The sequence below is a fragment of the Humitalea sp. 24SJ18S-53 genome (assembly GCF_050632385.1).
Taxonomy (GTDB): domain Bacteria; phylum Pseudomonadota; class Alphaproteobacteria; order Acetobacterales; family Acetobacteraceae; genus Humitalea.
The window spans coordinates 3,873,828-3,886,888 of sequence record NZ_CP192599.1 but is presented as its reverse complement, the minus strand read 5'-3'; the positions used below and the strand labels follow the sequence as shown (position 1 = coordinate 3,886,888).

Annotated in this window: 14 protein-coding genes; 9 read left to right on the top strand and 5 right to left on the bottom strand. The window is 70.3% G+C overall.

What is annotated here, in order from left to right; translation table 11 throughout:
• Nucleotides 1–957, top strand: a complete 957-nt coding sequence (locus tag ACQW02_RS18525; protein WP_431281388.1) for a Bug family tripartite tricarboxylate transporter substrate binding protein — start codon at nucleotides 1–3, stop codon at nucleotides 955–957.
• Between the two features lie 27 nt (nucleotides 958–984).
• Here ACQW02_RS18525 and ACQW02_RS18520 read toward each other — a convergent pair whose 3' ends face one another.
• The 5 genes from ACQW02_RS18520 to ACQW02_RS18500 form a co-directional block, all read right to left on the bottom strand.
• Nucleotides 985–1,545 carry a YSC84-related protein gene (locus tag ACQW02_RS18520; protein WP_431281387.1) on the bottom strand — a complete coding sequence of 187 codons (561 nt, stop codon included), beginning with the start codon at nucleotides 1,543–1,545 and terminating at the stop codon, nucleotides 985–987.
• 141 nt (nucleotides 1,546–1,686) lie between these two features.
• Nucleotides 1,687–2,487 (bottom strand): DUF533 domain-containing protein, encoded by an 801-nt coding sequence (locus ACQW02_RS18515; protein WP_431281386.1) that lies wholly within the window; start codon nucleotides 2,485–2,487, stop codon nucleotides 1,687–1,689.
• 135 nt (nucleotides 2,488–2,622) lie between these two features.
• On the bottom strand, nucleotides 2,623–3,531 hold the full coding sequence (locus ACQW02_RS18510; RefSeq protein ID WP_431281385.1) for an ABC transporter permease: 909 nt from the start codon (nucleotides 3,529–3,531) through the stop codon (nucleotides 2,623–2,625).
• Nucleotides 3,528–4,481 carry an ABC transporter permease gene (locus ACQW02_RS18505; protein WP_431281384.1) on the bottom strand — a complete coding sequence of 318 codons (954 nt, stop codon included), beginning with the start codon at nucleotides 4,479–4,481 and terminating at the stop codon, nucleotides 3,528–3,530. Before ACQW02_RS18505 ends, ACQW02_RS18510 begins: the two co-directional genes overlap by 4 nt.
• Nucleotides 4,481–6,112, bottom strand: coding sequence for an ABC transporter substrate-binding protein (locus ACQW02_RS18500; protein WP_431281383.1), 1,632 nt, complete (start codon nucleotides 6,110–6,112; stop codon nucleotides 4,481–4,483). Before ACQW02_RS18500 ends, ACQW02_RS18505 begins: the two co-directional genes overlap by 1 nt.
• 121 nt (nucleotides 6,113–6,233) lie before the next feature.
• On the opposite strand from ACQW02_RS18500, the gene ACQW02_RS18495 reads away from it, so the two are divergent.
• From ACQW02_RS18495 to ACQW02_RS18460, 8 genes are all read left to right on the top strand, one after another.
• Nucleotides 6,234–6,965, top strand: coding sequence for an aspartate/glutamate racemase family protein (locus tag ACQW02_RS18495; protein WP_431281382.1), 732 nt, complete (start codon nucleotides 6,234–6,236; stop codon nucleotides 6,963–6,965).
• A 39-nt stretch (nucleotides 6,966–7,004) separates the two neighbouring features.
• Nucleotides 7,005–7,196: a twin transmembrane helix small protein gene (locus ACQW02_RS18490; protein ID WP_431281381.1), complete on the top strand. Its 192-nt coding sequence runs from the start codon at nucleotides 7,005–7,007 to the stop codon at nucleotides 7,194–7,196.
• 142 nt (nucleotides 7,197–7,338) lie between these two features.
• A complete protein-coding gene (locus ACQW02_RS18485; protein WP_431281380.1) occupies nucleotides 7,339–8,088 on the top strand; it encodes an electron transfer flavoprotein subunit beta/FixA family protein in 750 nt (249 codons plus the stop codon).
• A gap of 1 nt (nucleotide 8,089) precedes the next feature.
• Nucleotides 8,090–9,025 (top strand): electron transfer flavoprotein subunit alpha/FixB family protein, encoded by a 936-nt coding sequence (locus tag ACQW02_RS18480; protein ID WP_431281379.1) that lies wholly within the window; start codon nucleotides 8,090–8,092, stop codon nucleotides 9,023–9,025.
• Nucleotides 9,022–9,951, top strand: a complete 930-nt coding sequence (locus ACQW02_RS18475) for a 3-hydroxybutyryl-CoA dehydrogenase (protein ID WP_431281378.1) — start codon at nucleotides 9,022–9,024, stop codon at nucleotides 9,949–9,951. Before ACQW02_RS18480 ends, ACQW02_RS18475 begins: the two co-directional genes overlap by 4 nt.
• 23 nt (nucleotides 9,952–9,974) lie before the next feature.
• On the top strand, nucleotides 9,975–10,733 hold the full coding sequence (locus ACQW02_RS18470) for an enoyl-CoA hydratase/isomerase family protein (protein ID WP_431281377.1): 759 nt from the start codon (nucleotides 9,975–9,977) through the stop codon (nucleotides 10,731–10,733).
• Between the two features lie 78 nt (nucleotides 10,734–10,811).
• Nucleotides 10,812–11,840, top strand: coding sequence for a hypothetical protein (locus tag ACQW02_RS18465; RefSeq protein ID WP_431281376.1), 1,029 nt, complete (start codon nucleotides 10,812–10,814; stop codon nucleotides 11,838–11,840).
• Nucleotides 11,837–13,030, top strand: a complete 1,194-nt coding sequence (locus ACQW02_RS18460; RefSeq protein WP_431281375.1) for a hypothetical protein — start codon at nucleotides 11,837–11,839, stop codon at nucleotides 13,028–13,030. Before ACQW02_RS18465 ends, ACQW02_RS18460 begins: the two co-directional genes overlap by 4 nt.
• Nucleotides 13,031–13,061 lie beyond the last annotated feature (31 nt).

The following is a 13,061-nucleotide window of genomic DNA, read 5'->3' as shown; positions in this document are numbered from 1 at the left end:
ATGCTGCGACGCACCCTGCTGGCCGTGCTGCCCGCCTTTCCGGCGCTGGCCCAATCGCCCTGGCCGTCGCGTCCGATGCGGCTGATCGTGCCCTTTCCGCCGGGCGGGCTGGCCGACCAACTGGCACGGCCGCTCGCCGCGCGGCTGACCCAGGTGCTGGGCCAGCCCATGGTGGTGGAAAACCGGCCGGGGGCGGGCGGCAACCTGGGCGCCGATGTGGTCGCCAAGGCGGCCCCCGATGGCTATTCCTGGCTGCTCGGCTCGATCGGGCCGCTGGCGGCGAACCAGTTCCTCTTCCCCGGCATGCCCTTCGACACGCGCAGCGCCTTCGCGCCCGTCTCGCTGCTGGTGAACACGCCCAAGGTGATCGTGGTGAACCGCGACCGACCCTGGCGCACGCTCGCTGACCTGCTGGCCGCCGCCCGCGCGCGACCGGGCGCCGTGCAGGCGGGGTCGGCCGGCAATGGCTCGTCGCTGCATATCGCGCTGGCGCTGCTGAACCGCGCCGCGGGGGTCGATATCCTGCACGTGCCCTATCGCGGCGCGGCGCCTGCGGTCACTGACCTTGTCGGTGGGCAGATCGACATGATGGTGGATAATCTGCCGAACATCCTAGGCCAGATCCGCGCCGGTTCGGTCCGCGCCCTGGCCGTGGCGACCGAGGCGCGCCTGCCGCAACTGCCCGATGTGCCCACCACGGCCGAAGCCGGCCTGCCGGGCCTGGTCTTCGGCACCTGGTTCGGCCTGGTCGCGCCCGCGCGCACCCCGCCCGAGATCGTCGACCGCATGTCCGCCGCGGTCGACGCCGCCCTGCGCGATCCCGAGATCGGCGGACGCTTCGCCGAACAGGGCGCGGTGATCGGCGGCGGCACGCCGGAGGCTTTTGCCGCCTTCATCACGGCCCAGACCACGATGCTGGACGGCGTGATCCGCGGCGCCGGGATTCGCGCGGAGTAGGGGGCGGCCGCCGCCGCCCCCAAACAATCACTCCGGGTTGATGCGGGTGATCTTGGTCCCGTTCAGCGCCAGCGCCGCCATCAGCCCCTGCTGGCCAAAGGTGATCGCATAGACCGGCTGGGCCAGGGTCGTGGCCGTCATATTGGCCTGCACCCCGGCATCGACCGCGACAACCGACGGGCCGGTGCCGATTTCCCAGCCATCGGCGCGCATCAGGGCCGCCAGACCTTCATCGGTCATGAAGAACATGGCCAGGCCCGCCGTCTGCGCCCCGGCCAGCAGGCCGAAGGACGCGCCGGCGATGTTGTAATGCCCGGTGGTGCGGCCGTCGCGCAGCAGCGCACCCTCGCCGAACTGGCCGCCGATGATGAAGCCGCCGCTGATGATCTTCGGGAAGACCAGCACGGCCTTGGCATTTTCGAACAACACGCGGGTGTTCTGCATGTTGCGCAGGGTCACGACGGCCGAGGCGACCTCGCGGTCGATCTCGGCGCGGCTGGCGGCCTCGGCGTCGCGGGTGTGCAGGGCGGCGATGGCCAGCGGGGCTGCGGCCAGAAGCGGGGCGAGCGAGCGACGTGTGACGGTCATGATTCTTCTCCTTGGCACCCGCGACCCGGGTGCTCGCACGGCGACAACGCGCTGGTTGCCGCCGGGTTGCAACCCCCGATCCCTAAAGCGCGACCTTCGTCGGCGTCCATGATCCAGCGCAAGATTTTTTCGCCCGGGCGCTCAGGCCCGGATGTTCAGCGCCGCGTGCAGGCTGGACACGACCTGCGGCGACAAGCGCAGGGCCTGGGCCAGGCGGCCGAGGAAGGCCCGCTCCTGCGGCGTATCCACCTCGATCGCCATCAGGGCGGCGCCATAGGCCTGCGCCGCCTGTTCGGGGGTCATGGCCATGCCGGCCAGGTCGGACAGGTCGGCGGGGGCGGCCATCTGCGCCCGCACCCAGTCGCGCGCCTCCTGGTCGGCATCGGCGGCGTCCAGCCGCTCCAGGATGCGCGCGGTCTCGCTCGCATCCACCGTGCCGTCGGCCTTCACCGCCTCGATCATCGCGCGCAGGGCCAGCATGGCATTGCCTTGCATCTCGTCCTCGGTCCTCGGCATGGCACGCGCGCTCGGGGATGCTCCCTGGGAGGCGAGGGCGGAGGCCGCCAGGCTGCCGAGCACCGCGAGCAACCCGCCGCCCATGGCACCGCGGCCGCCGCCGAGCAGCGCGCCGGCGATGGCGCCAAGGCCGCCGACCGCGATCGGGTTGTTGGCGCGCACCTCCTGCGCGGTGCCGCCAAAGGCACGCTGCGCCATGTCGGACAGCCCGCCCAATGCTCCACCTTGGCCGCCGCCCAGCCCCGCGAGCATCCCAGCCAACCCGCCGCCGCCGCCTTGCTGGCCCCCAAACGCCCCAAGCAGGCCGGCGAGGGGACTATCGGGGCTGGACCCGCCATCGCGGATCGCGGCGTCGATCCGCTGCTGGGCGGAGGGGGCAGCGCGGCTTTCCGTCAAGGCGCCGAGCAATCTGGTGGCATCGAACATTCTGGCCTCCCGCAATTATTGGGAGGATGGGCACGCCCCGTCAGGACCGCCGAGCCTCCGCGCGAGACACTACGTCCGGGTCGGGGCGTGGTTTGTTTCCGGCTGTTGACATAATCGTGAGCAACCGGAGGCGTGTCAGCCCTTCACATCCATCGCCTGGCGCAGCCCGTCGCTCAAGAGATTGAAACAGATGGATGTCACAAAAATGCAGATCCCCGGCAGCACCGCCACCCAGGGCTGCACATAGATCGCCGTCCGCAGGGTGTTCAGCATCAGCCCCCATTCCGGCTCCGGCGGGCGGGTGCCCAGCCCCAGGAAGGACAGGCCGGAGGCCAGGATCATGCAGACCGAGATCAGCGAGGTCGAATAGACGAAGATCGGCCCCAGCACATTGCCCAGCACATGCACCCGCACGATGGTAAACGCCCCGGCGCCCGAGGCCCGCGCGGCATCGACGAAATCCAGGTTGCGCACGCTGGTCGTCACCGTTTCCGACACCCGGATGATCGGCGGCACAAACACCAGGGTCAGCGCCAGGATCGCATTGCCCAGGCCCGCACCCAGCGCCCCGGAAATCGCCACGGCCAGCAACACCGACGGGAAGGCGTAGAACACATCCGTCACGCGCATGATCAGCATGTTGATCCTGCCGCCGGCAAAACCGGCGATGACGCCCAGCGTCCCCCCGATCGCAAAGGCCAGCACCACCGGCGTGATGCCCATGATCCAGGACAACCGCCCGCCAAAGATCAGCCGCGTCAGCATGTCGCGGCCGAGTTCATCCGTCCCCAGGATGTAATTCGGCGTGCCCAGCGGCCGCAGACGCCGCAGCATCCCGCCCTGGAAGGGGTCATGCGGCGCAAAGACCGGGGCGAAGACGATCACGGTCAGCATGACCAGCAGCACGCCGCCGCAGAACAGCGTCACCGGATCGCGCGACAGCCGCTTGCCGACCCCGCCCCAATAGCCGGTGGAGCGCACTACGGCAGTCTTCGCCTGGACCGCGAGTTCGGCTTCGGCAGCCGAGGGTGTCATATCGCTCATGCTCGCTTGATCCGCGGATCCAGCGCCGTCTGCACCAGGTCGACCAGCAGGTTCAGCCCGACAAAGAACATCGCCAGCACCAGGATCGTGCCCTGCAACACCGGCAGGTCACGCTGGAAGATCGCGCTGTTCAGCAACAACCCGGTGCCGGGCCAGGAGAAGACCGTCTCGACCAGGATCGACCCGCCCATCAGGTAGCCCAGTTGCAGCCCCATGACGGCCAGCGCCGTGGGCGCCGCGTTCTTCACCACGTGCAGAAAAATGTGCCAACGCGTCAGCCCCTTGCCGCGCAGGGCGGTGACGAATTCCTGGTTCATGATCTCACCCACGATGCCGCGGATGGTGCGGGTCACGATGCCCATCGGGATCACCGACAGGGTGATCGCCGGCAACACCAGGTGCTGGATGTGTTCCCAGTTCCAGACCCAGTCGGCCGAGCCACCGGGCCCCGCGCCCATCGCCGGAAGCCAGTTCAACTGCACCGAGAAGATGACGACCAGCACCATCCCCAGCCAGTAATGCGGCACGGACACACCGGCGACGGCAAAGGTCGTCGCCGCCCGGTCCAGCACCGTGCCGCGAAACGTGCCGGCCAAACCGCCCAGCACGCAGCCCAGGATGAAGCCCAGCAGGCTGGCGGCGAAGGCCAGCATCAAGGTATTGCCGATGGCGCTGTGCAGGTCCGACCAGACCGAACGCCCGGTCGCGAGCGACTTGCCCAGGTCGCCCTGCACGACCTTGCCCAGCCACAGCGCGAATTGCACCGGCAGCGGCTTGTCCAACCCGTAGTCGCGCCGGACCTGTTCCACCACATCCTGCGGCGCGTCGGGCGGCACGATCGCATTGATCGGGTCGCCCGGCGCGATCTGCACCAGCATGAAGCAGAACAGCCCCACGGCCAGCGCGATCGGCACCGCGTAAAGGATGCGGCGGATCAGGTAGAGCAGCATCAGCGGATAGACGGCAGGCGAAGATCGACGAACCAGGATTGCGGCTGCACATAGCCCTGGATCCGCGGGCTCATCGCGCGGGGCGACACGTCATGCGCGATGAAGATCATCAGGGCTTCCTCCACCCCCGCCGCCTGCAACCGCGCCAGCGCCGCGTCGCGGGCGGCGGGTTCGAAGGTGGTGCGCGCCTCGGCCACCAGCGCATCGAAACGCGGGTCGTTGAACTGGCCCCAATTGTTCGACACGGGCGATGCCATCTTGCTGTCGTAGAAGCGCACCATCGCAAAGAACGGGTCCATCGCCGCATAGGAGACGTTGATCGCATGCGCCCCGCGCGCCGAGGCGTCCTGGCAGCCGCGCCGCCAGTTGCCGAAGAGCGTGTTCCATTCCACCACGTCGAATTCGACGTTCACGCCGATCGACTTCAGGTCCTGTTGCAGGAACTCGTTCATCGACAGCGGCTGCATCTGGCCGGAGCCCGAGGTGCTGATCTGCACCCGCAGGGTCACCGGGCGATTGGGGCCATAGCCGGCCTCGGCGAGCAGGCGCCGTGCCTCGGCCTTGTCGGTGCGAATGTTGAAGCTGGGGTTGCCCCACCAGGGATGCCCCGGCGGCACCGTGCCGACCGCCGGCTGCATGAAGCCGCCGAGCAGGGTGCGCAGACCCTCACGGTCGATGCCAAGGTTGATCGCCCGGCGCACCCGCACATCCGACAGCGGCGAGGAGGGCAGGAAGCAGGGCTGCCACGGCCAGACATGCGGCTGCGCATTCTGCGTGATGACCATGTTACGCGCCCGGAGCTGCGGCACGAGGTCGGGCGCCGGCGCCTCGATCCAATCCACCTGGCCCGAGAGCAGGGCGGCGGTGCGGGCATTCGCCTCCGGGATCGGCAGCAGCACGATGCGTTCGGCGCGGGCCTTGGTGCCCCAGTAATTGTCGTTACGCGTCATTTCCGCCCGTTCCCGCGGCACAAAGCGCGTCAGGCGAAACGGACCGGTGCCTGATGGGGTGGCGGCAAAGGCGTTCCAGGCGGCCTCGGCGGTCGGGGCGGCGGCGCGCAGGCGTTCCCATTGCGTGGGGCTGGCCATGAACAGGTTGGTCAGGTTGATCGGCAGCAGGCTGTCGGGTTCGCTGGTGATCAGCGCAACGGTCAGGTCATCGACCTTCTCCGCCCGGCGCAGGGTCGGCATGCGGCTGGCGGTCAGCCCGACTTGCCGGCTGTCGTAATGCGGCGCGTCGCGGTCCAGCACCTTGCGGACGTTCCAGACCACCGCATCGGCGTTGAAGGGGCTGCCGTCATGGAAGGTGACGCCCGGGCGCAGGCGGAAGGTCCAGCGGTTGCGGTCGGTCGCATCGACGGCCCATTCGGTGGACAGGCCCGGGATCACCGTGCTGGCGCGATCGGCCGATGACAGGTCCCAGGCCGTCAGAGCGTCATACAGCGGGATGCCGGTGAAGCGGTTGCCCTCAAAACCCTGGTCGGGCTGGCCATGGGTCAGGGGGATGTCGGCGGCGGTCATGCCGATGCGGATGGTGCCCTGCGCCATGGCGCCGGTTGCCAGAAGCAGGCCGGCCAGGGGCAGGATCGCGGCGGCGGTTAGCAGGGCGCGGCGCAGGCTTGTCAGGCGCATCTGGTGTGTCTCCCGGCGGGGTGGGCGTTTCCTGGCGATGGTTTCAGCAAGGCCTGTGCCAGCGCCAGGATTTTCTGCACGGGGCTTCCGGCCGGGGCGCCGCCGGGGCAGGCTTGCCCCCATGCGACTGCTGCTGCTGAACGGGAACACCGACCCCGCGATCACCGACCTGCTGGCCCGCAAGGCCGCGGCCGCCCTGCCGCGCCTGGGGCTGGCGGGCATCACCCTGGTCCCGGTCACCGCCCGCTTCGGCGCGCGCTACATCGCGTCGGAGTCCGCGGCCGCCATCGCCGGCCACGCGGTGCTGGACGCCGTGGCCGAACACGCATCGGACGTGGACGCCATCGCCATCGCCTGTTTCGGCGACCCGGGGCTGGCGGCGGCGCGGGAAATCTTTCCCGGCCCCGTGGTCGGCATGGCCGATGCGTCGGTCGCCGCCGCCGCGGCCCTGCACCCCTGCTTCGCCCTGCTGACCGGCGGGGCGGCCTGGGTGCCGATGCTGCGGGCCTTCTGCCTCGTGCGGGGGTTTGGACCCGACCAGGCGCTGGTCCGCGGCATCGCGCCGACCGGGGACATGATCGCCCGCGACCCGGCCACCGCCGCGATCATGCTGTCGGAAACCGCGACCCAGGCGGTCGAGGATGGCGCCGGCGTGGTGGTGCTGGGCGGCGCGGGCCTGGCCGGGATCGCGCCGCTGGTGGCGCCGCATGTGGCGGCCCCGGTGCTGGACAGCCTGGATTGCCTGCTGCTGGGGGCGGCGGCGGCGAGGGGACCGATTCGGCTGGCCGGGGCAGGGACGCCGAGTGTGGGGCTGGGGCCGGCGCTGGAAGCGCTGCTGTCCGGTGGCGGGTAGCAGGCTTGCGCACCGCGCCGCCCGGCGCATCTTTAGGCCATGAAAACCTTTCTCATGATCCTGGTCGGTGTCGCCATGCTCGGCACCCTGGGCGTGCTGCTGGCCGGGCTGGTCAGCATGGCGCGCGGCGGCAATGGCGCCAGGTCCAATGCGCTGATGCGCTGGCGGGTGCTGCTGCAAGGGGCGGCCTTGCTGCTGTTCATGCTGCTGATCACCCTGATGCGGGGCTGATGGCTGCCCTTGCCGGGGCGGGGCGCCCGGTCTTATAGCAATAAGCGATTGTGCGGTTGCGAGATGGCCGCATCCGGCGCCTGCGAAGGCGCCGCAAGACCTCCCATCCGGCCAAGCCGGTCCTCTGCCAGGAAGCGCGTCGATGAAGCTCCTCGTCCCCGTCAAGCGGGTGGTCGATTACAACGTCAAGGTCCGCGTCAAGGCGGATGGCACTGGCGTCGAAACCGCCAATGTCAAAATGTCGATGAACCCCTTCGACGAAATCGCGGTCGAGGAAGCCGTGCGCCTGAAGGAAAAGGGCGTCGCCACGGAGATCATCGCCGTCTCGGTCGGCCCGGCCGCCTGTGCCGAACAGATCCGCACGGCGCTGGCCATGGGCGCCGATCGCGGCATCCTGGTCGAACACGACGGCACGGTGGAACCCCTCACGGTCGCCAAGCTGCTCAAGGCGATCATCGCCAAGGAAAGCCCCGGGCTGGTCGTAATGGGCAAGCAGGCCATTGACGACGACATGAATGCGACCGGCCAGATGCTGGCCGCGTTGATGGGCTGGCCCCAGGGCACCTTCGCCAGCAAGATCACCATCGAAGGCGAACGCATCACCGTGGTGCGCGAAGTCGATGGCGGGCTTGAGACGGTGTCGCTCTCCCTGCCGGCCATCGTCACCGCCGACCTGCGGTTGAACGAACCCCGCTACGCCTCGCTGCCGAACATCATGAAGGCGCGCAAGAAGCCGATCGAGACGCTGAAGCCGGCCGACCTCGGCGTCGACCCGGCCCCGCGCCTGACCGTGCTGAAGGTCGAGGAACCCGCCAAGCGCAAGGCGGGCCAGAAGGTCGCCTCGGTTGCCGAGCTTGTGTCGAAACTCCGCAACGAAGCGAAGGTGATCTGAGATGACGGTCCTCGTTCTCGCCGACCACGCCGAAGGCGCCATCAGCCAGCCGACCCGCAGCGCCGTCGCGGCCGCGGTGCAGTTGGGTGAAGTCCATGTGCTCGTGGCCGGCGATGCCACTGGCCCCGCCGCCGCCGCCGCCGCCCGCCTGCCGGGTGTCGCCAAGGTGCTGACCGCCGAAGCAGCGCCCTACGCGCATGCCCTGGCCGAACCGCTGGCGGCGCTGCTGGTCGCCCTGGCGCCCGGCTATACGCATCTGCTCGGCGCGTCCTCCGCCATCGGCAAGAATGTGATGCCGCGGGTCGCCGCCCTGCTGGACGTGCAGCCGATCAGCGATGTCGCCGCCGTGGTCGATGCCGATACCTTCGTCCGCCCGATCTATGCCGGCAACGCGCTGGCGACGGTGCGGTCGTCGGATACGAAGAAGGTGATGACCATCCGCGCCGCGTCCTTCGACCCGGTGGCCGCCGATGGCGGCAGCGCCCCGATCGAGGCCGCGGCCACCGCCGCCGACCCCGGCCTGTCGGTCTTCGTCGGTGCCGAGATCGCCAAGTCCGAACGCCCCGAACTGACCGCCGCGCGCATCGTCATCTCCGGCGGCCGCGCGATGGGTTCGGCCGAGAACTTCCACATCCTCGACAAGGTCGCCGACCTGCTGGGCGCCGCCGTTGGCGCCAGCCGCGCGGCCGTGGACGCGGGCTACGCGCCGAACGACCATCAGGTCGGCCAGACCGGCAAGATCGTCGCCCCGGAACTGTATATCGCCATCGGCATCTCCGGAGCGATCCAGCACCTGGCCGGCATGAAGGACAGCAAGTTCATCGTCGCCATCAACAAGGACGAGGAGGCACCGATCTTCCAGGTCGCCGACTACGGCCTCGTCGGCGACCTGTTCAAGCTGGTGCCGGAGCTTGAAACCGAACTGGGCCGCCCATGACCGTCGACATCAAGCCCGCGCCGGCGGAAACCGCCGCCGGTTCCAGCCTGCCGACCATCGCCACCATCGGCGTGATCGGCGCCGGGCAGATGGGCAGCGGCATCGCCCATGTCGCGGCCCTGGCGGGGATCGCGGTCCGGATGATCGATGTCGATCCGGCCTCGCTGGAACGCGCGCGTGGCGTGATGTCGAAGAACATGGACCGCCAGGTCAACCGCAACACCATCACCGCCGAACAGCGCGACGCGGCGCTGGCGCTGGTGACCACCGGCACCGAATACCCCGTGCTCAACGATTGCGACCTGGTGATCGAGGCCGCGACGGAAAAGGAAGCCGTCAAGCACGCCATCTTCCGCTCGGTCGCCCCGCATCTGAAGCCCTCGGCGATGCTGGCCTCCAACACCTCCTCCATTTCCATCACCCGCCTGGCGGCCGCGACCGACCGGCCGCACCGCTTCATCGGCATGCACTTCATGAACCCCGTGCCGGTGATGAAGCTGGTCGAGGTCATCCGCGGCATCGCCACCGACGAAGTCACCTTTCGCGCGATCGAGGCCCTGGCCCATAAGCTGGGCAAGACCGTCGCGACGTCCGAGGATTTCCCCGCCTTCATCGTCAACCGCGTCCTGGTGCCGATGATCAACGAGGCCTGCTACGCGTTGTATGAGGGCGTGGGCAACATCACCTCCATCGACACCGCCATGAAGCTCGGCGCCAACCACCCGATGGGGCCGCTGGAACTGGCCGATTTCATCGGGCTGGATACCTGTGCCTCGATCATGGGCGTGCTCTACGAAGGCATGGGCGACAGCAAGTATCGGCCCTGCCCGCTGCTGGTGAAGTATGTCGAAGCCGGCTGGCTCGGTCGCAAGACCGGCAAGGGCTTTTACGACTACAGCGTGACGCCGCCACAGCCGACGCGATGATCACCCACGACAGGATCAAGGTCATGACCGATGGCCCCGTGGCCACGGTGCTGATCGACCGTGCCGAAAAGCGCAACGCGCTGGACCTGCCGATGTGGCAGGCGCTCGGCTCGGCTTTCGACACCCTGGGCGATGTGAACGAGATCGGCTGCATCGTCATCCGTGGCGCCGGCAGCGCCGCCTTCTCCGCGGGCGCCGATATCGCGGCCTTCGACCGCGACCGCGGCACGCCCGACAAGCCGACCAGCTACAACGAAGACCTGCACCACACGATGCAGGCGATCCGCACCTGCACCCATCCCGTGGTCGCGGCGATCAGCGGCTGGTGCATGGGCGGCGGCGCCGGCATCGCCAGCATGTGCGATTTCCGCGTCGGCGGCGAAAGCATGAAGCTCGGCGTGCCCGCCCGCGAACGCGGCATCTGGTACGCGCATGCCGAACTGGACCCGATCCTCTCCGTCGTCGGCTATGCCATCGCCTGCGAATTGATGATCGAGGGCCGCGTCTTCACCGGCCCCGAAGCCTTCCAGAAGGGCCTCATCAGCCGCCTCGTGCCCGATGACGCCGTCTTCGACGAAGCCGACGCCCTGGCCCGGCGCATCTGCCAGGGCGCGCCTTTGTCCAACCGCTACCACAAGCGCGCCCTGCAAGCCCTGCGCGGGCCGATCCCCGTCTCGGCGGAGGAACAGGCCGCCGCCCAGGGCTTTGCCAAGACGGCCGATTTCCGCGAGGCGACCCTGGCCTTCCAGGAAAAGCGCAAGCCGGTGTTCCGCGGCGCCTGATCCGTAACCCGGCGCTAACCCGCCGGCGCCAAGTGTGCCGGCGTGGAACAGCAACAAACCAGAACGACCTTCCCGTTGGTGACGGAGCAGGTCGCGACCTTCGCCGATCGGGGCGTCCTGCTGCCGATGACCGGCCCGGCCCTGGCCGGCGTCCGCGTGCGCGCCACGGCCGGTGGGTCGCGCGAATACCTGCTGCCCAATCCCTCCGGCGGGCGGGGCCTGTATGTGCTGCCATGGGACGCCCTGGCCGGCCTGGCCGCGCCCAGCCTGTTCGACATCCTGCTGATCCGCGCGCTGGGCCCGCCGACGCCGGATCTGGTGCGGTCTCATGCGCTGGCGGTCGCGGCTGGCGGGGCGGCGGGGCCTGCGGCGGAAGCCGCCGCGCGCGCCGCCCTGGCCGCCGATGCGCGCGTGCTGGACGCATCGCGCGCCGGCCTGGTCGCCCGGCTGGTCATGGCCATGGAACCCCCTGGTTCCGGCCCGCCGCTGGCGGCCGATGTCCCGGCCGGGCGCGAACGGCGGGCCGCCTGGGCGCTCGCGGCACTCGGTGCCGCACAGGGATTGCCGGCGATGACCATCGCCGCGCGGCTGAACGACCTCGCGATCCTGGTCGCGCCGCTCGGGCTGCTGCCGCAGACCGAAGCAGCCCCGGTCGTGCAGGGCATCGCGGCCTTGCGCCACCTCGCCGCGGCTCTGCGCCGGGGCAGCACCGCGGCGCATCTGATCGAACGGGTGGAGGACGCTGCCGACCTGGCCGACCAGCAGTGGCGCGCCGTGGGCGCCGCGATCAAGGACATCGCGACCCTGCTGGGTGCCTGGCCCGAACGGGTGGCGGGGCTGGCCGACCTGGCGGCGCGGCCCGGCTGGTGCCTGGACGGCTGGCCGCGCCTGCCCGCGCTGCATGCCCTGGTGCCGGGGCTGGGCGATACCTTGCTCGACACCCTGTCGGCGCTCGCGCCCACCTGGCCGGTCGAGGCATCGGCCTGGGCCGGACGCCCGCTCGCCGCCCCCGGCCGCGCCGGCAGCGTGCCAGGCAGCCTGCGCCCGCTCGGTCCCGAACCGCAGTGGCTGGCCGAATCCACGATGGCCTGGTCGCTGCGCGCATGAACGGCCCCGCCAGGACCGTCCCGGGCGCCAGCAGCCTGCGCAGCCTGCAGGCCAGCCTGGTCTCGGCGCCGGATGAGATGCTGGGCCGCGTCCTGCCCATGCTGGACGCCTGGCCCGATCGCGACCAGGTGGACCGCATCCTGCAAGGCATCCGCCCGCGCCTGCGCCGCCTGCGCATCCCGCGCCCGATGCGCCCGGTGCGGCTGCTGTTCGAACCCTTGAACGGCGCGATCATGCAGCCCGCGGCCTGGCGGCGCGGCCTGCCGGCGATCCCGCGCAGCATCCTGATCCCCCTGGCCCATCTGGTGGAACGCGCCGCCCCCGCGCTGTGGGGTGACGTCACCGCCCAGCTCCAGGGGCGGCGGACCGTCGATGTCGCGGCAGTGGCCGATACGGGCGCCATGCTCTGGCCCGCCGCCGCCGCCGCGTTCGACGCCGCGGAGCTGCCGCCGGGCTGGTCCGACACCGGGCTAAAGCCCGAGGATGCGGCGCCCCTGCTGAAGCTCGCCGCCGCCGTGCTGCGCCAGGGCCATGCGCTGTGGCTGGCCGCCAGCGCCACCGAACCCGATGCGGCCCTGCTGCGCGCCGCATTGCTGCCGCTGCTGGCCGAGGGGCCGGGGCCCTTCACCGCGGGTCTCAACCTGCTGATCACCCGTTCGGCCATGCCCGGCACCATCGCCAGCGTGGCGGCACGGCTGGACCCGCGGGCGCATGTGCCCGCGGAACTCGCGCTCGACGTGTTCCTCGAGGGGTGCGAGATTCATCCCTTCGCCAGCGAAACCGCCGTCGGGGCCGCCGCCGCGGCGCATGGCCTGGCGCGCTTGCTGGCCGATATGGAGGACGCCCCGGCCGCCGACCGCGCCCGTCGCCGGGCGCATCTGCACCGCCTGCGCCAGCGCGCCGCCGCCGATTGCCTGGCACGCTTCGCCGCCCTGATGCAGGCGACGCTGTTGCAGCCCCTGTTGGACGGCGCCGAACCCGCCGCGCTGGAGGACGCCGCCCGTGGCCTGCGACGCCTGGCGCGCGCCGGCGCCGCGATCGGCGAGGCCGGCCCCTATGCGAAAAGCCTGGCCGCGGTCATCGCCACCATCGCACGCCGCCCGGCACGCCTGCCGCTGGTGACCGCCGCGCGCCTGACTGAGATCCTGGACAAGCCCGAGGCGGGACTGGCGCTGCTGGACGCGGGGTAGACACTGGGCGGATCGCGGGAAAAATGGGGAA

Bases quoted from the DNA above. Each gene is read 5' to 3' on its own strand.
- ACQW02_RS18525 (WP_431281388.1), top strand. From the start codon at position 1: ATGCTGCGACGCACCCTGCTGGCCGTGCTGCCCGCCTTTCCGGCGCTG.
- ACQW02_RS18520 (WP_431281387.1), bottom strand. From the start codon at position 1,545: ATGACCGTCACACGTCGCTCGCTCGCCCCGCTTCTGGCCGCAGCCCCG.
- ACQW02_RS18515 (WP_431281386.1), bottom strand. From the start codon at position 2,487: ATGTTCGATGCCACCAGATTGCTCGGCGCCTTGACGGAAAGCCGCGCT.
- ACQW02_RS18510 (WP_431281385.1), bottom strand. From the start codon at position 3,531: ATGAGCGATATGACACCCTCGGCTGCCGAAGCCGAACTCGCGGTCCAG.
- ACQW02_RS18505 (WP_431281384.1), bottom strand. From the start codon at position 4,481: ATGCTGCTCTACCTGATCCGCCGCATCCTTTACGCGGTGCCGATCGCG.
- ACQW02_RS18500 (WP_431281383.1), bottom strand. From the start codon at position 6,112: ATGCGCCTGACAAGCCTGCGCCGCGCCCTGCTAACCGCCGCCGCGATC.
- ACQW02_RS18495 (WP_431281382.1), top strand. From the start codon at position 6,234: ATGCGACTGCTGCTGCTGAACGGGAACACCGACCCCGCGATCACCGAC.
- ACQW02_RS18490 (WP_431281381.1), top strand. From the start codon at position 7,005: ATGAAAACCTTTCTCATGATCCTGGTCGGTGTCGCCATGCTCGGCACC.
- ACQW02_RS18485 (WP_431281380.1), top strand. From the start codon at position 7,339: ATGAAGCTCCTCGTCCCCGTCAAGCGGGTGGTCGATTACAACGTCAAG.
- ACQW02_RS18480 (WP_431281379.1), top strand. From the start codon at position 8,090: ATGACGGTCCTCGTTCTCGCCGACCACGCCGAAGGCGCCATCAGCCAG.
- ACQW02_RS18475 (WP_431281378.1), top strand. From the start codon at position 9,022: ATGACCGTCGACATCAAGCCCGCGCCGGCGGAAACCGCCGCCGGTTCC.
- ACQW02_RS18470 (WP_431281377.1), top strand. From the start codon at position 9,975: ATGACCGATGGCCCCGTGGCCACGGTGCTGATCGACCGTGCCGAAAAG.
- ACQW02_RS18460 (WP_431281375.1), top strand. From the start codon at position 11,837: ATGAACGGCCCCGCCAGGACCGTCCCGGGCGCCAGCAGCCTGCGCAGC.